This is a genomic window from Hydrocarboniphaga sp., from assembly GCF_028291725.1.
In the GTDB taxonomy this organism is placed as follows: domain Bacteria; phylum Pseudomonadota; class Gammaproteobacteria; order Nevskiales; family Nevskiaceae; genus Hydrocarboniphaga.
In genome coordinates, this window is record NZ_JAQGNT010000007.1 from 86,016 (window position 1) to 106,124 (window position 20,109).

The window sequence follows — 20,109 nt, forward strand, 5'->3', positions numbered from 1 at the left end:
GGCTCGGATCGATAGCCTTGCTGCTGCAGCAGATCGTGTGAAAGCTTGAGCACTATGTTCAACCGGGCAGACTAATCGTGGTCTGTCCCCAAGGTACTCTACTGCGAACTTCGCAGCCCCGGTGCTGGCACGGTGCTGCGCATTCATGTCCACGCTGGCGAAGCCGTCAGCGAGACGTTCCCAGCCGCGGTTATGGATCTGGCGGACCTGAGCCGGCTTCGAGTGCGGGCCGAGATCGATGAGCGTGACGTGGCCAGGATTGCCATTGGCGCACGCGCCGACATTCGCGTCGATCGCGGCGACGGCAGCCTGACCAGCGCCGGCAGCGGCAGCGTTACCTGGCTGTCGCCCGACATGGGGCGCAAGAAGGTGATCAATACCGATCCTTCCAGTCGCCGCGACACAGATGTGCGCGAAACACTGATCGATCTCGACGTCGGGCCTCAGTCGCATCTCCCGTTGGGCCTGCGCGTGACGGCAGTCCTTTTCGCCCCCTGAAGCTGTCGTGGACGATGCCCCAGGTCCAGCACTGCCTAATTGTTAACGGCGGTCTGGAACCGCGTCATTTCGGTGGTGCGGCGCGGTTTTCGGCGACGGATTGTGTTGAGACGATGGCGGAGGTCAGTCGTCGCGGAGCATGAGCAGGAGTTCGGCGATCTCTTTGATGCGCTGGTCGCAGTCGGAGGTCGCCCACTGACGATGCTCGATGAGGATGGCCAAGTCGCCGGCGATGTCGCGAGCGGCGGTGCGTGCCGGCCCAAGATCGCCGTGCAGGAGTCGCTGCAGATCGCGGATGAAATGATCGCCGGGGGCTCGAGGGGCGCAGCATCAGCGCAGCCCCGACAGAACCTGAGCCAGCCAGGCTGGATCGCAGTCGCGCGGTAGCCGTAGCCGCGCTCCGCCGGCGCACTCGAGCAGCAGTGCTTCAGCACACCGCTCGACCGAGCGAACTTGCAGCGGCACGAACGCCGGAACCTCCGCAGCCGTGCAGGACACCGACGACAGTCGTCGTCGCCAGTAGTCCAGCGAGCGTACCGCCAGACCCCGCCGCTCGCAGTACGCCCGCCGTGTCTGTCCACTCCCCTCGAACGCCCGAACCCGCCGCCTCCACAACGCCTGCTTCGACTGCCTCTTCACCGTCCCGCCTCCTCGCCTGTGCAAGAGGCAAGATTGCCGCTCAGATCAACAGGCCGGTAGATGAGGAGGGCAGACGCTTACCTTCGGTGGCCTCCCCCACTAGTACCATCACCACTTATTAGGGAGCATCGCTGCTAGGCGGTTGGATGTTCTGCCGTGCAGAGGTGCCGACATTAATATCCAGAACTCTCAGGAAGTCGCTATACCCGTTTTTTAGTGCGGTCAGCTGGTCATCTTGTGCTGTGCCATTGTCAACCAGCCATGTGGCTTCGCTGACATCGACTTCAATCCAAGAGCCATTCTGGATCAGCGTAGTGGCTATCAGTGCCCCGAGCAGATTCTGCAACACACCCAGCGCAGCCATCTCGATTTGACGCGCTGGATTTACGAACCAACTGCGTGCCGATAGATAGACCCGGGTTTGATTAGCCCCGACGCCCGGAGTGCAGATCGACTTGTTGCAGGAACCGTGAAACGGATCTGTGTCATCCAAAGAGGCCGTTGTACTGATGCCGACGCGATACAAGTTGCTATTCACTCTGAAAAACTGTCTGGACAAGGTTTCAGTATCCGCCTCGATGGCCCCCAGCAGCGCGTCGCTCGCATTCACCAATCCTTTCAGCGCCGAGACCTGACTTTCATCGGTGGATTTCACTATCCATGTCCGCGCCGAAACTGTTACTAAAAAATAGCCGTCGTCGCCCACAGCCCCGGTACAGATTGATTTGTTGCACCCGCCCGTCGTCGGGATGAAAAAATCATCGTCGCCTGGAATCTCACTGCTGCTACCGCTGTCATTTTCCATCTCGTTACTCCCTATTTTGTTAAGAAACACGGTTGACTATGGGCATTCGGACTTCGGATCCTCGGGTTTTTGGACCAGACTTTTGAGCGCTGCCTGCACCTTTAAGGCCCGCCAATCGTCCGGCGGGACCAGCGCGCCGAGCATCTCGGCAGCCGAGCGCAGGTCGCGGCAGGCTTGGTTACGATCACCCTTGCCGAGTTCGACGAGGCCGCGCACTCTGGCCAGTTCTGCCAGCACCGGATGAGGTGATTGGAACAATGTCGTTGCGACCGGCTCGGGATCATTCAGTGCTCGCCATGCCTGATCAAACCGTCCCTGTTGTTGAAGGACATCCGCAAGACCAATCCGGGCGTTCTCAGTATCGGGATTGTGCAGTCCAAAGTTCGCTGTACCGATGGACGCTGCGTTGCGCATCTTCTGCTCGGCTTCATCCAGCTTGCCCAGTTGCTGATAAGCCAAACCTTGGTAGTAGCGCATCGGCACAAATTCGTCCGGCCCCGGCTCATCTTTATCAAGCGCAGTCGAATATTCCCGATCAAATAATTCCAGTGCCTCCTGGGGTTGCTGTTGATGAATTCTCAACAGACCCAAGGTTTCAACCAACGCTTGGTCACTGCCGGTCCCCTGAGCGACCCATTTTTCAGCTACTGGCATTGCGAGCGTTAACTGGCCTTCAGCCTCCGCATAGCGGCCGGTGGCGATCAGCAATTCCGCTAGCTTCAGACGAGCCATTGCAGTGCTCATATGCTCAGGGCCGCGTACCTGCAGAACGTAGGCAAACGAACGGCGCAGTCGCATCTCTGCATCGGCGTATTGGGCCAACCTGGTTTCCGTGTATCCCAGAAACGCATCTAACGTGTTCTGCACATCTTTGGGCACTTCACCGGAGCGCCGCATGTCGGTTTCCAGCGCAACCAAACTCAGCCGTGCCCGAGGCCAATCGGCCAGGATGGCCTCGGCACGCCCGATTGCTAGCCGCAACTGAACCACTGCGGAATACGTCGTCCCCAGCCGTTCGCCCGCGCTCCGTGCCAGATCCTCGAGGGCGGGCAAGGCGGCCGGAAGGTGCCCGAGACTATATTTGAGAACGATGAGCTTGGAGCTGATTTCCAGCTGTGGCTCATCCCCCACGCCACGGACGAGGTCGTAGCGCTTGATGGCCTCCTCGTAAAGCTTTTCGGCTGAGCCCAACTGCGAAAGCGAATCGTAGCCCCCTGCAAGCGCCGACAGAATCTCGGCCGCTTCAGCTGGCGACTTGTCGAATCGCTGGTCGACCTTGCTGGCCGCTTGGTCGAGGAGCTCCTTGACTGTCATATCCTTGACCGGGCGCTCGCCGACATCGATCGCGGCGAAGACGTCGCCGGCAAGGAAATGGCTGATGGACGTCGCGCGGGCGGTTTGGGCTTTGGCCTCGTCGCGCGCATCGCGGGCCCTGACATAGAGCACAGTGCTGACAATCAATCCCACGACCAGTGCTATGAACGCGATGGTCAGTCCTGCCCGGCGTGCCCGCGAGCGCTCCAAAGCGCGCTGAGCGCGGTCCACCGCTTCCAGGGACTCGAGTTCCTGCTCACGCTGGAGCAAACGCTCGGGCCGAGCACGCAAACGACGTGCGAATTCGCTTGCATCGGCGAGCCGTGTTGCGGAATTGCCGTCTGCGGCCAGTGCGATATCTTCCTGCAGCAGCGGATCTGCGACCCCACGCTCCCAGCCCGGGGCGAGCGGCTGAGCCAGATCGCCAATCACGATCTGATAAAGGATCACCGCGAGCGCATAGAGATCGGCTTGTATCGTTGGTGGCTGGCCCCTTAGTACTTCCGGCGATAGATACATCGGTGTACCCGACGCGCCGGTTAAGTTCGCGATCGTTCTAGTAAAGCCCAACCGGGTGATGCCCATCGCCTCCATGCGCGCCGGGTCGGTGATTCCGCCGCTACCGAGATCACCCAGCAGCACGCGCGAGGGCCGGCCGTCCGCGCCCAGTTCCAGCAGCACGTTCGACGGCTTCAGATCCTTGTGCAGCACACCGATCGAGTGAATCGCAGCTAGCCCGTCGGCGATGCGGGCGATCAACTCGATGCGCTCTTCCATCGGCACGGCCGCTGCGCCTCCAATCTTGTTCCACCAGTCCGCCAGACTCCCGCCGTCCGCTAACCGGCTCTCGATGAAGTACGGCGGCTGTTCGAGGTTCCAATCGAGCAGCGTAACGATCGGCGCCTCATCCTCCATCGTGTTCTTGATCAGCCGATAGAGTGTGATCTCGCGCTTGAGTGCGGTGAGCCGGCCAGGGTCGCGGGCAAACTTGAAGACGCGCACTTCGCCGGTCTTGTCGTGACGCACCCGCCAGGCGTCGCCCATGCCGCCGCCGCCGATACGTTCCTCCAGCGTCCACAACGGCCGCAGCGGCGGATGATCGCCGGCCTTCAGCTCCGCCAGCAGCGGCGGCGCTTCGCGCGCGATCACTTCTGTACGCGGGCTGCCGGCGAACCGATACCCATAGCCGTGCGCGGTCTTGATCAGCGTCTGATTCTGGTCCCCGAGCACCTCGCGCAGCCGGCTGATGCATTTGGCCAGCGCGGTGTCGCTGAGGATGCGGCCCGGCCAGACCGCGGCGAGCAGTTCCTCCTTGGTCACCACTTCGCCGGAGTGCTGGAGCATGAACAGCAGGGCTTCGAGCGGTTTGCGCTCGATCGGCAGCAGGCGCCCGTCGCGACTCAGTTCAAGAGTCGATTCGTCGAGCACGAAGCCGGTGAACAGCCAGCGGACGGCCGGCGCCGGCACAGCTCCTTCTGCGATTTCGATAGTCCCCATCGTCCCCATACGGCCAGAACCGCGCCGCTCCCTGTAGGGACCATAGCCGGTCGCGGTGCCGGGGGGTAGTGGATTTACGACGGTGGCATCATAAAAATCGAAAAAGTCAGACGAAATCAGGAAAAGGTCAGGAACGTCAGCCGGCATCGGCCCTAACTTCAACTCCAGCCGACGGCCTCTGGCGGTACGCAGAGCGCCGGGACGGCGGCGGGGATTGAACACAGGGGAAGGCAACATGGACGGAAGCATGTCGTCAGGCCAGGGGACAGTACGAATCGAGCCGCTTGCGGCTTCGATACCCGGCAACGGGCTGCTGGCGGCGCTGGGATTTACCGCGCTGTCGGCGATGCCGCTGCCGCTGGTCTTGGTCGGCCCGCGCGGCATCGCGTTCGTCAACGACGCTGGTGAAGAACTGCTGTCGCGCAAGGATGGGTTGACGGCCTGCAGCGGGCGCTACGGGCTGGCGACGACGCAGCCGCACGAGGCCCAGCAACTGCGCACCGTCATCGGCAGCGCGCTGATCGGCGGCCCCGGCGGGCTCGCACCGGTGACACGGCAACACGCGACCCTGCCGCTGCTGATCGAGGCGCTGCCGCTGGCCGAGCAGAAGCTCGATCTTTTCGATATCGGCAACGCCAGCGGCGGGTTCGCGCTGGTGCTGATCCGCGATCCGCAGCCGGTGCGCAGCGCGACCACGCGCGACGCGCTGATGGTGGTCTACGGCCTGACCGAGGCCGAGGCCTGCGTCGCGGTGGCGATCGCCAGCGGCCGCAATGCCAAGCAGATCGCCAGCAAGCGCGATGTCAGCTTGGCGACCGTCAGGAGCCAGATCCGGCAGGTGCTGGCTAAAACGTCCAGCCAGGATCAGCGCGAATTTCTGCATCGCTTTACCTGGCTCAGCGGGGCGGCTTGAATGCAGCCGGGGCCGAACACGGTTCCGGGTCTGCAGTCGGGAAGGATCATCGAACATGGCCGGACCGTATCAGCCGGCCGTGCCGAGCTTCATCCTCAAGCTTGATGTTGCGCTGCTGGCGGAAATTGGAGGCTGAACTGGCGGTTCGGGCCTCGTAGGTCGGCAATCCCGTGCCGACGTGAGGCCTTCGTTGCGCATCGACGGTACACGTCGGCAAGGGATTGCCGACCTACTTGGCGCGTGCGCGGAGTGCCCTCAGCAACCGTGACGCTTGCAACTCGTGATCTCCAAGCAGCGGCTTCAGGTTGAGCCGCAGCAGCCGGCGCGCATCGTTCAAGGCGCGTCGCGAGACATCATCGGCATCGAAAGCCTCGTCGCGCAGCGCGATCAGGCTGGCGCCACTGAACGTGCCGGCATCGGCATCAGCTGGCATCGGTCCGTGCTCGACGTCGTAGCGATATGCGGCTTGCGCGTCGATGTCATCGGGCAGCTGCAGGCCGTAACCCAGTTCGCTCAGCAGATGCTTTTCGAAGATCCGCAAGGCCGGTTCCAGCGCGCTCGGCAAGCGCGCCAGCGCGCTGACGTATTCGGCATACAGCGCCGGATGCGGGTCGTGGCGCTGCAGCAGGCGCAGCAGCAGCTCGTTCAAATACCAGCCGCTGAAGATCGCCTCGCCGCTGAGTGTCGCCGCAAAACCATCGGCTTCGACGCTGGTCAGCGCGCCGAGATCGCCCTGCTCGTTCCAGGACAGCAGCAGCGGCTGGAACGGCTGCAGCAGCGCGCGTGTTTTCGATTTGGCGCCGCGGCTGCCGCGGGCGACCAGGCCGATGCGCCCGTACTCATACGTCCAGGCCTCGACCAGCAGGCTGGTTTCGCGATAGGGCTGGGTGCGCAGCACATGGCCCGGCGCCAGCTGGATGCGTGCGCGGGTCATGAAGCCGGGGAATTATTGAGGGCTTACTCGGCGTCGAAGCCGAGCTGGCGCAGCGCCTTGATGTCGTCGCTCCAGTTTTCCTTGACCTTGCACCAGAGCTTCAAAAACACCTTGTCGCCGGTGATCTGTTCGAGCTCGCGGCGCGCGGAAGTGCCGACTCTTTTGAGGTTCGCGCCCTCTTCGCCAATCACGATCGACTTCTGGCCTTCACGCTCTACCCAGATCGTGGCGTTGATCCGGCGCAGCCGGCCTTCGCGCTCGTAGCTGTCGATCGACACGGTCAGCGAATACGGCAGCTCCTGGTGCAGGCCGCGCGTCAGTTTTTCGCGGATCAGCTCGCTGGCCTCGAAGCCGTGGTCGTAGCCGGTGACCATGTCGGGCGGATACAGCTCCGGGCCTTCCGGTAGGCGCGTGAAGATCTCGGCGACCAGCGCGTCGAGGTTGCTGCCCTTGGTCGCGGACACCGGCATCACGAAGGCGAAATCGCGCAGCGCGCTGAGCTTGGCGAGCTCGGGCAGCAGCTGTTCGCGAGTCTTCATCTGGTCGATCTTGTTGACCAGCAGTGCAACCGGGCCGCTCACGTCCTTGAGCTTCTCGATCACGGCCTGGTCTTCGTCACGGAAGCCACCGGCCTCGACCACGAACAGCACCAGGTCGACGTCGTGGATCGAGCCGGTCGCGGCCTGGTTCATCAGTTTGTTCAGCGCCTTCTTCTCGCCGCGATGCAGGCCGGGCGTGTCGACGAATACGATCTGGCCGCGTTCGTGGTGCAGCACGCCCTGGATGCGATGGCGCGTGGTCTGCGGCTTGTGCGAGACGATGCTGACCTTGCGCCCGATCAGCGCATTCAGGATCGAGCTTTTGCCGACGTTGGGCCGGCCGATGATGGTGACGATGCCGCTTTGCATAAGCTATGGGACGCAAGTTCAAAGCGGGATTGTAGCGCGGAGGTAGCCACCTCGTAGGTTGGGGTGAGCTTGCGAACCCCAACATTCCCGGCGCCGAGCGACCCGATGTTGGGGTTCGCTGCGCTCACCCCAACCTACATGAGTACCGTCGATGCGCAACGTAGGCCTCACGTCGGCAAAGGATTGCCGACCTACGGGGTGCGATTACGCGGTCGCGATCAGGCGCTGCAGCAGCAGTTCCGCGGCCTTCTGCTCGGCGCCGCGGCGGTTGTTGGAGAAGGCCTCGGTGGTCAGCTCGGCGTCGACCAGGCGGCTGCGCACGACGAACTGGCGGCGGTGCGGCGGGCCGGATTCCGACAGCACTTCGTAGACCGGCAGCGGCCGGCCGCGCGCCTGCAGCCATTCCTGCAGCCGCGTCTTCGGGTCTTTCAATGTCTCAGGATCGGGCAGCTGCTTCAGCAGCTCGTCGAAGCGGCGCAGGCAGACATTGCGTGCGGCCTCGAAACCGCCGTCCAGATAGATCGCGCCGACGATCGCCTCGAACGCATCGGCCAGGATCGAGTCACGCCGCCAGCCGCCGCTCTTGAGCTCGCCTTCGCCGAACTTGATCGCCTCGCCGAGCTTCAGGTCGCGCGCGAGCAGCGCCAGCGACTCCTCGCGCACCAGGCTCGCGCGCAGCCGCGACAGCGCGCCTTCTTCCGCCGACGGACGCAGGCGATAGAGACTCTCGCCGACGATGAAATTGATCAGGCCGTCGCCGAGAAATTCGAGGCGCTCATTGTTGACGCTCGCATGCGATCGGTGCGTCAGCGCCTGGCTCAGCAGCGTCGGATCCTTGAATTCGTAGCCGAGTGCCGCACAGAGATGGTTGACGAGTCTGGACGTCATCAAGCCGGATCGTCAGTCGTTGACCGCGGTGCGCAACGGGACGTCGCCGACAAAGTGCACGACGATGTCGATGTTGTAGAACAGATGCGCGCGCGCCTCGTAGTCGTAGACCATCGCGCGGCCGGCGTCGTTGCGACGGATCTTCACGTCTTCGGGCTTGACCGTGTCGATGCTCTCGATGATCCAGCGGCGCTGCAGATGCATGCGGATATTCGCGGCATCCGACGCGCTGACCTCCGGATCTTCAGACACGCCGTCGAGCGCCCGTGCAATCTTCATCTGGTTCAGGTACAGCGGCAGGCACTTGATCACCAGCGTCGCAAAAAAAGCGATCAGGCCGAACAGGAACAGCATGCTGATCAGCGTGAGGCCAGCCTGTTTGCGTGGGGATCGCATGCGGATCAGTGGATCGGCGTGCCGATGCGCGAGAAGAACGGGCGCTTGCTCTGCGCGTCCCAGCTCATCCAGATGAAGAACGCGCGGCCGACCAGGTTCTTCTCCGGGATCGTGCCCCAGCCGCGGCTGTCGAAACTGCCATCGCGGTTGTCGCCCATGCCGAAGTACTGGCCGGGCGGCAGCACCAGTTCACCACCCGAGCACAGCGCCTCGTTGGCGCCGGAACTGCCGGGGCCGCACAGGCCGTCGCTCGGGCGGTTCGGATCGGTGAGGATATGGTGCTCGACTCCGCCGAGGTTCTCGAGCAGCCGGTAACGCACGTCGGACGAGGAGCCCGAGGCCGCGTAGACGCCGTCGGCGTCGAGCTTGGCGACCTCGCCGTTCACGTACAGCGTCTTGTCCTTGTAGACCAGGTGATCGCCGGGCACGCCGACGATGCGCTTGATGAAGTCGGTCGAGGGATCGCGCGGCCAGCGGAACACCACCACGTCGCCGCGCTTGGGGCCGCCGTCACCGAAGAACCGGTAATGAAACACCGGGTCGCGCAGGCCGTAGGTAAACTTGTTGACCAGGATGAAATCGCCCTTGATCAGCGTCGGCAGCATCGACTCCGACGGAATCCGGAACGGCTCGGCGACGAACGAGCGCAGCACCAGCACCGCGAAGATCACCGGGAAGAACGAGCGGCAGAAATCGATGATCCAGCCCGGCTTGTCGTCGCCGCCGATCAGCGCGCGGCGGCGCCCGGCCAGCCATAGTTTGTCGATCAACCAGCCCAGGCCGGTGACGAAAGTGAGAACCGTCAACAGCACCGCAAAATCAAAATGTACGTCGGACATCGTGTTGCCCCGCCTCCCGTCGAACTACGACAACTAATCTAATCGGCCTTGCTGCTCTTGCGCTCGACCCCGAGCACCGCCAGGAAGGCCTCCTGTGGGATCTCCACGGCGCCGACCTGCTTCATGCGCTTCTTGCCTTCTTTCTGCTTCTCGAGCAGCTTCTTTTTACGGCTGATATCGCCGCCGTAGCACTTGGCCAGCACGTTCTTGCGCAAGGCCTTGACCGTGGAACGGGCAATGATCTTGGCGCCGATGGCGGCCTGGATCGCGACGTCGAACATCTGCCGGGGTATCAGCTCCTGCATACGCTCGCACAAATCCCGCCCGCGCGCATAGGCGGCGTCGCGATGCACGATCGTGGCCAGCGCGTCGACCGGGTCGCCGTTGACCAGCACGTCGAGCTTGACCAGCGGTGCCGGCTGGAAGCGCAGGAATTCGTATTCGAACGAGGCATAGCCGCGGCTGACGCTCTTCAACCGGTCGAAGAAATCGAGCACCACCTCGCCCATCGGCATCTCGACTTCGAGCTGCACCTGGTTGCCGAAGTATTTGAGGTTACGCTGCACGCCGCGCTTCTCCATGCACAACTGCATCACCGGGCCGACATAGTCCTGCGGCATCAGCACGCGGCAATTGATGATCGGCTCGCGGATGTCGGAGAACTCGCTGCCCTCGGGCAGCTCGGCCGGGTTGTCGATCTTGCGCAACTCGCCGTCGCTGCCGAGGATCTCGTAGACTACCGACGGCGCGGTGGTGATCATGCTGATGTCGTACTCGCGCTCCAGGCGCTCCTGCACGATCTCCATGTGCAGCATGCCAAGGAAGCCGACGCGGAAGCCGAAGCCCAGCGCGGTCGAATTCTCCGGTTCGTACTGCAGCGCCGAGTCATTCAGGCGCAGCTTGGACAGCGATTCGCGGAAGTCTTCGAAGTCGTCGGCGTCGATCGGGAACATGCCGGCGAACACGCGCGGCTGCACCTTCGCGAAGCCCGGCAGGGCCTGCTCGCAGGGCCGCGCCGGATCGGTCAGCGTGTCGCCCACCGGCGCGCCGAAAATGTCCTTGATGCCGGCGATCAGGAAGCCGACTTCGCCGGTTTCCAGTGCCTCCTTGAACAGGCGCTTGGGTGTGTGCACGCCGAGCGAGCCGACTTCGTAATCCTTGCCGGTCGACATCACCCGCATCTTTTGACCCTTGCGGATGCGGCCGTTGATGACGCGCACCAGCGACACCACGCCCAGATAATTGTCGAACCAGGAGTCGACGATCAGCGCCTGCAGCGGAGCATTCGGGTCGCCCTTGGGCGGCGGCAGCGTGTGAATCACCGCCTCGAGCACGTCCGGCACGTTCAGGCCGGTCTTGGCCGAGATGCGCAGCGCGTCGTGCGCCGGGATGCCGATGACGTCCTCGATCTCCTTGGCGACGCGCTCGGGCTCGGCGTTGTGCAGGTCGACCTTGTTCAGCACCGGCAGCACGTCGAGGTTCAGCTCCAGCGCGGTGTAGCAGTTGGCCACCGACTGCGCCTCGACACCCTGGCTGGCATCGACTACCAGCAGTGCGCCTTCGCAGCTCGCCAGCGAGCGGCTGACCTCATAACTGAAATCGACATGGCCGGGCGTGTCGATCAGGTTGAGCTGGTAGGTCTCGCCGTCTTTGGCCTGGTATTCCAGCGACACCGCCTGGGCCTTGATGGTGATGCCGCGCTCGCGCTCGATCGGATTGTTGTCGAGCACCTGCGCCTGCATCTCGCGCAGCTCCAGGCCGCCGCAGATCTGGATGAAGCGGTCGGCCAGCGTCGATTTGCCGTGATCGATGTGCGCGATGATGCAGAAGTTGCGGATGTTCGACTGTTTCATAGACCGCTAGGGAGTGCCCGCTCCCGAAGGACAGCGGAACATGAAGACAAGATGATGGTGTTCAGTATACCGGGTAGGTCGGCAATCCCTTGCCGACGTGTAAGGTCCGATGCGCAATGCGGGCCACACGTCGGCAAGGGATTGCCGACCTACAGGTTGCGGTCCCGGACCCAGTCCGCGACCGCTGCGGAGTCGAACACCGTTGCGCACACCACGCCGCCGTCGCCGGTATCCAGCAGCACCGGGATCTTGAGCCCGTATCGCCGCTGCCAGTCCTCGCGGCTGTCGACATCGGCCTCGGCGACCTGCCCGGCCAGTTGCGGATACGCGGTCAGCAGCTCCATCGCCATCTGCTCGCACAGATGGCAGCCGGGCCGGCTCAGCAGCAATAGACCCACGCTCAGCGAGGGACCGCGGCCGCCGGAACCTCGAGCGGCAGGAACGACGGCGCGCCACCGCGGTTGATCAGCACCGGCACGGTCACGCCCGGCGTCAGCAGGCTGACGATCTCGGCCAGGCGCTGCGGCGTACCGACCTCCTGGCCGGCAATCGACTGCAGGATGTCACCGCGGCGGATGCCGGCCTGCTGAGCCGCACCCGCGGCGACGCTCTCGACCACCACACCGGCCCCGACCAGGTGCGCGTGGCGGCGCATCTCGTCCGGAATCTCGCTGACGGTCAGGCCCAAGGATGGAGCACCGGGCGCCGGCCTGGTCGCCGGCGGCACCTGAACCTGGCTGCCGTCGGCGACTTCGCGGTCCTGGTTGTCGAGTTGGCCGACTTCGACCTTGATCGTCACCTGCTTGCCGTCGCGCTGCATCACCAGCGGCACGATCGAACCCGGATCGGCATTGCCGACCATTGGCGGCAGCGCTGCCGACACCTGCAGCTCTTCGCCGTTGAAACTCAGAATCACGTCGCCGGCCTTGATGCCGGCGCTTTCGGCCGGGCTGCCCGGCATCACGCGCGCGACCAGGGCGCCGACCGGGCGCTCCATGCCGAAAGTCTGGGCGAGGTTGCGATCGACTTCCTGCACCACGACACCGAGCCAGCCGCGAGTGACGCGGCCGTGCTCCTTGAGCTGGCGCGCGACCTTGGCGGCGACGTCGATCGGGATCGAGAACGACACGCCCTGATAACCGCCGGACTGGGAGTAGATCTGCGAATTGACGCCGACCACCTCGCCTTCGAGATTGAACAGCGGGCCGCCGGAATTGCCCGGGTTGATCGCGACATCGGTCTGCACGAACGGCACGTACTGCTCGGAAATCAGGTTGCGGCCCTTGGCCGAGACGATGCCCGCGGTCACCGAGTAATCAAAGCCGAACGGCGAGCCGATCGCCAGCACCCACTGGCCCGGGCGCAGCTTGGCGTAGTCGCCGAGCTTGACCGCCGGCAGGCCCTTGGCGTCGATCTTCAACAGCGCAAGATCGGCACGCTCGTCGGAGCCGACCACCTGGGCAGTGAACTGGCGCCGGTCGAGCAGGCGCACGATCACTTCCTTGGCGTCCTGCACGACGTGGTAATTGGTCAGGATGTAGCCGTCTTCCCACAGGATGAAGCCCGAGCCCAGCGGTTGCGGCGCGCCGGGTGCGGCCTCGCCTTCATCCTGCTGGCTGTCGCCGGGCGCGTCACCCGGATCGGCGTCGGTGGAGTTGTCCGGTACGCCGGGTGCGCTGCCCTGATTGCCGTTCTGTTCCAGGAAGCGGCGGAACCATTCCGGCGCATTTTGCAGGCCGTCCGGAGTCTCGCCACTGCCGGGCGCTAGCGGATCGGGCATACGCGCGGCGCTGACCGTGCTGATATTGACGACCGAGGGACTGGCACGTTCGACCAGATCGGCAAAATCAGGATAACCGCCGGTCGAGGATGGCCTGGAGCAGCCGGAGACCGCGAAGAGTAGCAACATCGACGCGACCGTCGCGGTCATCGACCTCCGCGACAGGCGTGCAACTTCAATCATGGGGATCAAACTCCCGGATCCGGCTTGGGGCGAACGCAAAATGTCGCGCCATTCTAGGGGAGTCGGCCACGAAAGAAACCCGCCGACCCAAAAACGCGGGCCGGGGTAGGGGCTCAGAAGCGAATGGCCCTTATTAAGCTGCCGTAGGCTGGGTTGAAGCGTAGCGAAACCCAGCGGCAGAGCTGCCATACGAGCGCCAAGCTGGGTTTCGCTACGTTCAACCCAGCCTACCGCCCTCAATCGCGGACAAGGTCCGCTCCTACGGTCGCGTAACCAGGGGTGCGCAACATTCCCGTAGGAGCGGTCCTTGACCGCGATCCACCCATCCCGCATCAGCCACGGCGTCGACAACCGCGGCAGATCGAGGATTGCAGCAGGGCCTTACTGGCGCGGTGCGGCGTCCGCCGCCGCGGAGGAGTCGAAGCGGGCGTAACGCTGGCCGCTGGCATCGGCATAGGCGGCGTTGTTGCGGCTGGCGACATAGTCGCGCAGCAGCGCCGCGTATTCTTCGTCGGCGAAAGTGGACCCGGAGTTGTCGCCGCCGCTCAGGGACACCGACTGCAGGCGCCCCATCGCACGCGTGCCCGGCAGGCTCAGCGTATTGCCCAGCGGGTTGCTGACGCGGACGCTGTTGCCTTCGCTATCGCCGGACCCACCGCGGAACTCGTTGCCATGCTGCTGAGGTGCCAGGAACAGCACCGCGGCAGCCCCCATGGAAGCGGCAGCGGCGAAGCCGACAGCCGGCTTCCACGGCAGCGCGACGATACGGCGGCGGAAGGCCACCAGGTCGACCACGCGGCCGCTTTTCTTGGGCTCTTCGAGCGCGGCCATCACGTCGGCGCAGATGCAAGGCTGCCCGGCCAGGTAGCCGATGCCTTCGGCGATATCGCGGCGCAGGTGCCAACGGCTCCAGCGCCGCGCCAGATCGGTGTCCTGATCCAAAGAAGCCAGCAGCCGATCCAGCTCGGCATCGCTGCATTCGCCATCAACCAGAGCAGACAGAGATTCTTGCGACATGGGTTCGGGACCTGTGGGACTCGTACGACGGTTCGCGATTAAGCGTGGATACAGGCTAAACCACTTTTACGGAGCTTAGTTCCGACTTGTTACAAATTGTACTGGCACCGTGTGGCCAAACTTTACCCCGTGCCCGGCCTGTTTTTCAGCCCAGCATCAACCCAGCAAAGGCTGGACCACCGCGTCGATCGCCTCACGCGCACGGAAGATCCGCGAGCGCACCGTGCCGATCGGGCAGTTCATGACTTCGGCGATCTCCTCATAGGACAGGCCGTCGAGCTCGCGCAGCGTGATCGCCTGGCGCAGATCCGGCGGCAGCTTGGCGATGGTCTCGCCGACCTTGCGCTTGAGCTCGTCGGACAGCAGCAGGGATTCGGGCGTGTCCGAATCCGACAGCTGCTCGGTATGGCCGTACTGCTCGGCGTCGTTGACGTCGATGTCCTGGTTCGACGGCCGGCGGCCACGGGCGACGATGTAGTTCTTCGCGGTGTTGATGCCGATGCGGTACAGCCAGGTGTAGAACGCGCTCTGGCCACGGAAACCGTTCAGGGCGCGATACGCCTTGATGAAGGTTTCCTGGGCAACGTCGGGCGCGTCCGCGTCGCCGACCAGGCGGCTGACCAGTTGGATGATCTTGTATTGGTATTTACGGACCAGCAGTTCGAAGGCGCGCTTGTCGCCTGCCTGGGCGCGCTCGACCAACTGTTCGTCTACTAGTTCTTCGCTCATGCGCGGCCGCGCGGCCTTCGCCTTGTCTATAACGCTAAAATAAGATTTGGAGACCGCGCGCCCCGGGCGGCCAGCACACTAGTCTAACGAATCCAGACCATGAGTGGACCCGCGGCATCCCCGAAAGTACTGATCATCGGCAGCGGAGCGGCAGGCCTGACCTGCGCGCTGAAGCTGGCGCGGCATGGGATCGCCAGCACCGTGGTCTCCAAGGCCCAGCTCGAATCGGGTGCCACGCTGTGGGCCCAGGGCGGCATCTCCGCAGTGTTCGACGAGAACGACTCGCTGGAAGCCCATGTGCGCGACACGCTGGTCGCCGGTGCCGGCCTGTGCCAGGACGAGGCGGTGCGCTTCACCGTCGAGCGCGGCCCCGGCGTGGTGCGCTGGCTGCAGGAGTCCGGCGTCGACTTCACCCGCGAAAGCGGTGCCGACGGCAAGCTCCACCTGACCCGCGAAGGCGGCCACAGCCACCGCCGCGTGGTCCACGCGGCCGACTCGACCGGCCACGCGGTGGAGACCACCCTCGCCGGCCTGGCCGCGGCCAATCCGCTGATCCAGGTCCGCGAGCGCACCATATCGCTGGACCTGATTCTCGACGAGCAGCGCAAGCGCGTGATCGGCGCGTATCTGTACGACCGCAGGACCAAGCGCGTCGATGCGGTACCGGCGCAGTGCGTGGTGCTGGCCAGTGGAGGCGCGAATCAGGTTTACCTGTACTCGAGCAATCCCTTCGGCGCCTCCGGCGACGGCATCGCCATGGCCTGGCGCGCGGGTTGCCGCATCGCCAACATGGAATTCATGCAGTTCCATCCGACGATCCTGTACAACCCGGGTCTGACCAACAGCGGCCTGACCAACAGCGGCGGCAACGGCGGCAGCAGCGTGCCGGCGCAGGGCGCGCGCTCGTTCCTGATCAGCGAGGCGCTGCGCGGCGAAGGCGCAGTGCTGCGTCTGCCGACCACCGGCGAACGCTTCATGCCGCGCTTCGACGCGCGCGAAGAACTGGCGCCGCGCGACGTCGTTGCCCGTGCGATCGACCATGAAATGAAGCGCCTCGGTCTGTCGCACGTGCACCTGGACATCAGCCACAAGGATGCAAGCTTCATCGAGGAGCATTTTCCGAGCATCCACGCGCACTGCGCCGCACTCGGGCTGGACATCACCCGACAGCCGATCCCGGTGGTGCCGGCGGCCCATTTCACCTGCGGCGGCGTGCTCACCGATCTGGCCGGGCGCACCGACGTCGAGGGCCTGTATGCCGCCGGCGAAACCGCCTGCACCGGCTTGCATGGCGCCAATCGCCTGGCCTCGAATTCGATCCTCGAATGCCTGGTGTTCGGCGAAGCGGTCGCCGACAACATCGCCGACTCGCTGCTGGTGATGCCACCGATGCAGGAGCTGCGGCCCTGGGACGAATCGCGGGTTTCGCACTCGGACGAAGACGTTGTTGTGTCGCACAACTGGCTCGAACTACGCACCTTCATGTGGGACTACGTCGGCATCGTGCGCACCACCAAGCGCCTGGTGCGCGCACTGAATCGCATCACGCTGCTGCAGCAGGAAATCCAGGATTTCTACGGCAATTACCGTGTCGATCATCACCTGATCGAGTTGCGCAATCTAGCCGCCTGCGCCGATCTGATCGTGCGCTCGGCGCTGGCGCGGCACGAGTCGCGCGGCCTGCATTACACGCTGGATTATCCGCAGACCCTGGCCCAGGCCGTGCCGACGATCCTGCCGGGCCGCGTGCTCGGCATCGGAGCACGGTAGACCATGGACAGCGCGCCGCGGACCATCCTGGTCACCGGCGCGACCGGCTTCATCGCCGGCTCGCTGATCCCCGCGCTGCTCGCTCGGGGCGACCAGGTCGTTGCGCTGGCGCGCGATGCGATAAGGGCGCGAGCAAAACTCGGCGCGAATATCGAAATCGTCGATAGCCTCGACGCTCTCGACGCGACGCGCGTGATCGACGCGGTAGTGAACCTGGCCGGCGAACCGCTCGCGGGCGGACTCTGGAGCCCGCAACGCAAGCAGCGCTTCATCGACAGCCGCGTAAACACCACAGCCGCTGTCGTCGCCTTGATCGCGCGCCTACAGAAGAAGCCGGACGTGTTGGTCAGCGGGTCGGCGGTGGGCTACTACGGCGATCGCGGCGACCACGCGCTGGCCGAGCATGACGAGCCGACCACGGAGTTCATGTCCGAGTTGTGCGTGCTGTGGGAAGCCGAGGCGCTCCGTGCAAGCAGGCTCGGCGTACGGGTCTGCCTTTTGCGCACCGGCCTGGTGTTCGGTCGCAACGGCGGCCTGCTGCCGCCGTTGCTGCTGTCGAGCCGCTTCGGCATGGGCGCCGTGCTGGGCGACGGCCGCCAATGGCAGCCGTGGATTCATCTCGACGACGAAGTCGGCATCATCCTGCATCTGCTGGACCATCCCACGATCAGCGGACCTCTGAATGCCGTGGCACCCGAGCCGGTGACACAGCGAGCATTGATGCGAGCGATTGCCGATGAGATGCATCGACCGTTGTGGCTGCGAGTACCAAGGCCGGCACTGAAGTTGACAGGCGAAATGTCGGCGCTGTTCCTGATCAGCCAGCGCGCGCTGCCGGTATTGGCGCTGAAGGCTGGATACGCGTTCAGGTACCCGGATTTGCGCAAGGCACTTGCCGCGATCATCAACCCCTAGCCCGGGTGAAACCCCGGATTGCGCGCTATGGTTTACGAACATCCACCCTAAGTGGATGCGTCCGGCGGCGATGCACCGGCCGCGTTTGTGTCGGTCGACAGCAACAAGGCGCGCAGGCGACGCAGCGAGTCCTCCGGCAATTCATCGCCGAGCAGTACGCGGCTATTGCGCCGTCCCGCGGCGCCACCGCCGGTGTAGCGGAAGTTCAGCACCAGCAGGCGGGTCTGCACGTAGCTATGGGATTGCAGGCTGGCCGGTGCCTCGGCGCCGTTGTTTTGCCAGACGCGCCAGCCGCTCTCCGGCTGCCAGAGCACACGCACCAGCGCACGCGGGCCGAAACCAAAAGCGCGATGTCGGCGCAGCCGGAACCAGGAGATGCCGAACGCCGCTGCGATCACGATCATCCCGGGACCCGGCCGCATCGCGAACGCAATCAATACCAGCGGAACGAAATGGATCGCGTACAGCCAGCGCAATGCCCGCTGCGAAGGCGCAAGCCTCAGGTCAAGCGTAGAGTCGAAGCCGCTCGACGACATCGGCGTACTCCGCGGGCACGGCCTGGTAGTCCATCACCCAGGCCCAGATATCCGGGTCTTCGGCGGTCTCGATCAGGCTAACGAAGGCGGCGCGCTCGGTTTCGCTGGCAGTGGCGAAATGGCGCTCGTAGTAGCGCGTGACGACGACGTCCAGCTCTTTCATGCCGCGGCGGAGCAGCCAGCGCAGGCGCGGGTTTTCGGTGGGAGTCGTCACGGCGGTAGTGGCTGAGAGCGTAGGTTGGGGTGAGCGCAGCGAACCCCAACATCGGCGCGGACACACGTTGGGGTTCGCTGCGCTCACCCCAACCTACGCGCTACAGGCTTAGCCTTGCCGCTCGACCAACAACCTCTTGGTCTTGGCGATCGCCTCTGCCGGATTCAGACCCTTGGGGCAGGTCTTGGTGCAGTTCATGATCGTATGGCAGCGGTACAGCTTGAACGGATCTTCCAGCGCGTCGAGACGGTCGCCGGTGGCCTCGTCGCGCGAGTCGGCGATCCAGCGGTAGGCCTGCAGCAGCACCGCCGGGCCGAGGTAGCGATCACCGTTCCACCAGTAGCTCGGGCAGGAGGTACTGCAGCAGGCGCAGAGGATGCATTCGTAGAGACCGTCGAGCTTGGCGCGATCCTCCTCGCTCTGCAGTCGCTCGCGCGTCGGTGCGGGGCTGTCGGTTTTGAGCCAGGGCTCGACCGAGGCCAGCTGCGCGTAGAAATGCGTCAGGTCCGGCACCAGATCCTTGACCACCGGCATGTGCGGCAGCGGGTAGATCTTGACGTCGCCTTTGACCTCTTCGCAGCCCTTGGTGCAGGCCAGCGTATTGGTGCCGTCGATGTTCATCGCGCAGGAGCCGCAGATGCCTTCGCGGCAGGAGCGGCGGAAGGTCAAGGTCGGGTCGATCTCGTTCTTGATCTTGATCAGCGCGTCCAGGACCATCGGGCCGCAGGCGTCCATGTCCAGATCGTAGGTGTCGATGCGCGGGTTCGCGCCGGTGTCCGGATCGTAGCGATAGATCTTGAAGCTGCGGACGTTCTTGGCGCCCGCAGGCGCGGCGAATTTCTTGCCGGCCTTTTTGTCGATCGTCGAGTTCTTGGGTAGCGTCAACTGAACCATTTTCGGCTTCCTTCTTGAGACTTTTGCGCGTCAGTCCGTGATGGACTGACGCAGTTGTTCAAAAGATTCGGGGGACATCTCGATATCGACCACGCGCCACGCCGAATCGGGCTGCTGCTCGACCGTCAGCGTGATTTTCTTGCCGTCGGGCAGCGCCAGCGTGGCGACATAACGGCTGTCGGATTCGGCGTGGTGATCGCTGACCTCGCCTTTCAGCGCGCAGGGCGGCGGCGGTGACGGCGGGGCTTTGAGCGAGCCGTCGCAGACCATGCCGATCAGGCCCCGCGGCGTCGCGATCTTGTCGATCACGCGATCGGCAAAGCGGTCGGCGATCGCGGCGCGCAGGCCGCCCAGCGGCCGCCCTTCATTCGCCTGCTTGAGCCGGGCCTCGGTGCGCAGCTGCGAACTCGCCTTGACGCGGGAGAAGTCGACCAGCGCGGCGACCGTGGTCTCATCCCTCGCCTGCAGCGCATCGCGCAGTTTCTTCAGCGTGCGCAGCGGCGCGATGCTGCTGCAGGCGACGACGGTAAAAACCGTCACCAGCAGAACCAACAGCCATTTGCGCGACGCGGCATTCATCGGCGCGT

At 64.3% G+C, this 20,109-nt stretch carries 19 protein-coding genes and 1 pseudogene; 4 read left to right on the forward strand and 16 right to left on the reverse strand.

The window, feature by feature from the left end; all coding sequences use genetic code 11:
• Positions 1–117: 117 nt before the first annotated feature.
• Positions 118–498: pseudogene (locus tag JWQ90_RS01910) on the forward strand (HlyD family efflux transporter periplasmic adaptor subunit); the annotation flags it as partial.
• 757 nt (positions 499–1,255) lie between these two features.
• On the opposite strand, the gene JWQ90_RS01915 reads toward JWQ90_RS01910, so the two are convergent.
• Both JWQ90_RS01915 and JWQ90_RS01920 read right to left on the reverse strand, forming a co-directional pair.
• Positions 1,256–1,942 carry a hypothetical protein gene (locus JWQ90_RS01915; RefSeq protein WP_299688521.1) on the reverse strand — a complete coding sequence of 229 codons (687 nt, stop codon included), beginning with the start codon at positions 1,940–1,942 and terminating at the stop codon, positions 1,256–1,258.
• 36 nt (positions 1,943–1,978) lie between these two features.
• Positions 1,979–4,900 (reverse strand): tetratricopeptide repeat protein, encoded by a 2,922-nt coding sequence (locus JWQ90_RS01920; RefSeq protein WP_299688524.1) that lies wholly within the window; start codon positions 4,898–4,900, stop codon positions 1,979–1,981.
• A gap of 88 nt (positions 4,901–4,988) precedes the next feature.
• Here JWQ90_RS01920 and JWQ90_RS01925 point away from each other — a divergent pair, with 88 nt between their 5' ends.
• On the forward strand, positions 4,989–5,666 hold the full coding sequence (locus tag JWQ90_RS01925; protein WP_299688527.1) for a hypothetical protein: 678 nt from the start codon (positions 4,989–4,991) through the stop codon (positions 5,664–5,666).
• Between the two features lie 229 nt (positions 5,667–5,895).
• Here the strand turns inward: JWQ90_RS01925 and recO are convergent, their stop codons facing one another.
• The 10 genes from recO to rpoE all read right to left on the reverse strand — a co-directional run bounded on the left by recO (position 5,896) and on the right by rpoE (position 15,193).
• Positions 5,896–6,600 (reverse strand): DNA repair protein RecO, encoded by a 705-nt coding sequence (gene recO, locus JWQ90_RS01930; protein WP_299688530.1) that lies wholly within the window; start codon positions 6,598–6,600, stop codon positions 5,896–5,898.
• 23 nt (positions 6,601–6,623) lie between these two features.
• Entirely contained in the window at positions 6,624–7,508 is an 885-nt protein-coding gene (gene era / locus JWQ90_RS01935) for a GTPase Era (protein WP_299688533.1), read from the reverse strand.
• 204 nt (positions 7,509–7,712) lie between these two features.
• Entirely contained in the window at positions 7,713–8,396 is a 684-nt protein-coding gene (rnc, locus tag JWQ90_RS01940; RefSeq protein WP_299688536.1) for a ribonuclease III, read from the reverse strand.
• Between the two features lie 12 nt (positions 8,397–8,408).
• On the reverse strand, positions 8,409–8,792 hold the full coding sequence (locus tag JWQ90_RS01945; RefSeq protein WP_299688539.1) for a DUF4845 domain-containing protein: 384 nt from the start codon (positions 8,790–8,792) through the stop codon (positions 8,409–8,411).
• A gap of 5 nt (positions 8,793–8,797) precedes the next feature.
• Complete coding sequence (gene lepB / locus JWQ90_RS01950) at positions 8,798–9,631, reverse strand: signal peptidase I (protein ID WP_299688542.1); 834 nt, start codon at positions 9,629–9,631, stop codon at positions 8,798–8,800.
• A 38-nt stretch (positions 9,632–9,669) separates the two neighbouring features.
• Positions 9,670–11,484, reverse strand: a complete 1,815-nt coding sequence (lepA, locus tag JWQ90_RS01955) for a translation elongation factor 4 (protein WP_299688545.1) — start codon at positions 11,482–11,484, stop codon at positions 9,670–9,672.
• 149 nt (positions 11,485–11,633) lie between these two features.
• Positions 11,634–11,882, reverse strand: coding sequence for a glutaredoxin family protein (locus JWQ90_RS01960; protein ID WP_299688548.1), 249 nt, complete (start codon positions 11,880–11,882; stop codon positions 11,634–11,636).
• A 2-nt stretch (positions 11,883–11,884) separates the two neighbouring features.
• Complete coding sequence (locus JWQ90_RS01965; RefSeq protein WP_299688550.1) at positions 11,885–13,447, reverse strand: Do family serine endopeptidase; 1,563 nt, start codon at positions 13,445–13,447, stop codon at positions 11,885–11,887.
• Between the two features lie 381 nt (positions 13,448–13,828).
• On the reverse strand, positions 13,829–14,464 hold the full coding sequence (locus tag JWQ90_RS01970; RefSeq protein ID WP_299688553.1) for a sigma-E factor negative regulatory protein: 636 nt from the start codon (positions 14,462–14,464) through the stop codon (positions 13,829–13,831).
• A 156-nt stretch (positions 14,465–14,620) separates the two neighbouring features.
• Positions 14,621–15,193: an RNA polymerase sigma factor RpoE gene (gene rpoE / locus JWQ90_RS01975; protein WP_299688556.1), complete on the reverse strand. Its 573-nt coding sequence runs from the start codon at positions 15,191–15,193 to the stop codon at positions 14,621–14,623.
• Positions 15,194–15,292: 99 nt separating this feature from the next.
• On the opposite strand from rpoE, the gene nadB reads away from it, so the two are divergent.
• Positions 15,293–16,963: an L-aspartate oxidase gene (nadB, locus tag JWQ90_RS01980; protein ID WP_299688559.1), complete on the forward strand. Its 1,671-nt coding sequence runs from the start codon at positions 15,293–15,295 to the stop codon at positions 16,961–16,963.
• Between the two features lie 3 nt (positions 16,964–16,966).
• Positions 16,967–17,878 (forward strand): TIGR01777 family oxidoreductase, encoded by a 912-nt coding sequence (locus JWQ90_RS01985; protein ID WP_299688562.1) that lies wholly within the window; start codon positions 16,967–16,969, stop codon positions 17,876–17,878.
• Positions 17,879–17,925: 47 nt separating this feature from the next.
• Here the strand turns inward: JWQ90_RS01985 and JWQ90_RS01990 are convergent, their stop codons facing one another.
• From JWQ90_RS01990 to JWQ90_RS02005, 4 genes are all read right to left on the reverse strand, one after another.
• Positions 17,926–18,414 (reverse strand): protein YgfX, encoded by a 489-nt coding sequence (locus JWQ90_RS01990; protein ID WP_299688565.1) that lies wholly within the window; start codon positions 18,412–18,414, stop codon positions 17,926–17,928.
• Entirely contained in the window at positions 18,383–18,628 is a 246-nt protein-coding gene (locus JWQ90_RS01995) for a succinate dehydrogenase assembly factor 2 (protein WP_299688568.1), read from the reverse strand. The genes JWQ90_RS01990 and JWQ90_RS01995 overlap by 32 nt, the downstream gene beginning before the upstream one ends.
• Positions 18,629–18,736: 108 nt before the next feature.
• Positions 18,737–19,522: a succinate dehydrogenase iron-sulfur subunit gene (locus tag JWQ90_RS02000; RefSeq protein WP_299688571.1), complete on the reverse strand. Its 786-nt coding sequence runs from the start codon at positions 19,520–19,522 to the stop codon at positions 18,737–18,739.
• 30 nt (positions 19,523–19,552) lie between these two features.
• A complete protein-coding gene (locus JWQ90_RS02005) occupies positions 19,553–20,101 on the reverse strand; it encodes a DUF2939 domain-containing protein (protein WP_299688574.1) in 549 nt (182 codons plus the stop codon).
• Between the last annotated feature and the right edge of the window lie 8 nt (positions 20,102–20,109).

Excerpts from the sequence above, each read along its gene's own strand:
- JWQ90_RS01915 (WP_299688521.1), bottom strand. The coding sequence starts at position 1,942 with ATGGAAAATGACAGCGGTAGCAGCAGTGAGATTCCAGGCGACGATGAT.
- JWQ90_RS01920 (WP_299688524.1), bottom strand. The coding sequence starts at position 4,900 with ATGCCGGCTGACGTTCCTGACCTTTTCCTGATTTCGTCTGACTTTTTC.
- JWQ90_RS01925 (WP_299688527.1), top strand. The coding sequence starts at position 4,989 with ATGGACGGAAGCATGTCGTCAGGCCAGGGGACAGTACGAATCGAGCCG.
- recO (WP_299688530.1), bottom strand. The coding sequence starts at position 6,600 with ATGACCCGCGCACGCATCCAGCTGGCGCCGGGCCATGTGCTGCGCACC.
- era (WP_299688533.1), bottom strand. The coding sequence starts at position 7,508 with ATGCAAAGCGGCATCGTCACCATCATCGGCCGGCCCAACGTCGGCAAA.
- rnc (WP_299688536.1), bottom strand. The coding sequence starts at position 8,396 with ATGACGTCCAGACTCGTCAACCATCTCTGTGCGGCACTCGGCTACGAA.
- JWQ90_RS01945 (WP_299688539.1), bottom strand. The coding sequence starts at position 8,792 with ATGCGATCCCCACGCAAACAGGCTGGCCTCACGCTGATCAGCATGCTG.
- lepB (WP_299688542.1), bottom strand. The coding sequence starts at position 9,631 with ATGTCCGACGTACATTTTGATTTTGCGGTGCTGTTGACGGTTCTCACT.
- lepA (WP_299688545.1), bottom strand. The coding sequence starts at position 11,484 with ATGAAACAGTCGAACATCCGCAACTTCTGCATCATCGCGCACATCGAT.
- JWQ90_RS01965 (WP_299688550.1), bottom strand. The coding sequence starts at position 13,447 with ATGATTGAAGTTGCACGCCTGTCGCGGAGGTCGATGACCGCGACGGTC.
- JWQ90_RS01970 (WP_299688553.1), bottom strand. The coding sequence starts at position 14,464 with ATGTCGCAAGAATCTCTGTCTGCTCTGGTTGATGGCGAATGCAGCGAT.
- rpoE (WP_299688556.1), bottom strand. The coding sequence starts at position 15,193 with ATGAGCGAAGAACTAGTAGACGAACAGTTGGTCGAGCGCGCCCAGGCA.
- nadB (WP_299688559.1), top strand. The coding sequence starts at position 15,293 with ATGAGTGGACCCGCGGCATCCCCGAAAGTACTGATCATCGGCAGCGGA.
- JWQ90_RS01985 (WP_299688562.1), top strand. The coding sequence starts at position 16,967 with ATGGACAGCGCGCCGCGGACCATCCTGGTCACCGGCGCGACCGGCTTC.
- JWQ90_RS01990 (WP_299688565.1), bottom strand. The coding sequence starts at position 18,414 with ATGTCGTCGAGCGGCTTCGACTCTACGCTTGACCTGAGGCTTGCGCCT.
- JWQ90_RS02000 (WP_299688571.1), bottom strand. The coding sequence starts at position 19,522 with ATGGTTCAGTTGACGCTACCCAAGAACTCGACGATCGACAAAAAGGCC.
- JWQ90_RS02005 (WP_299688574.1), bottom strand. The coding sequence starts at position 20,101 with ATGAATGCCGCGTCGCGCAAATGGCTGTTGGTTCTGCTGGTGACGGTT.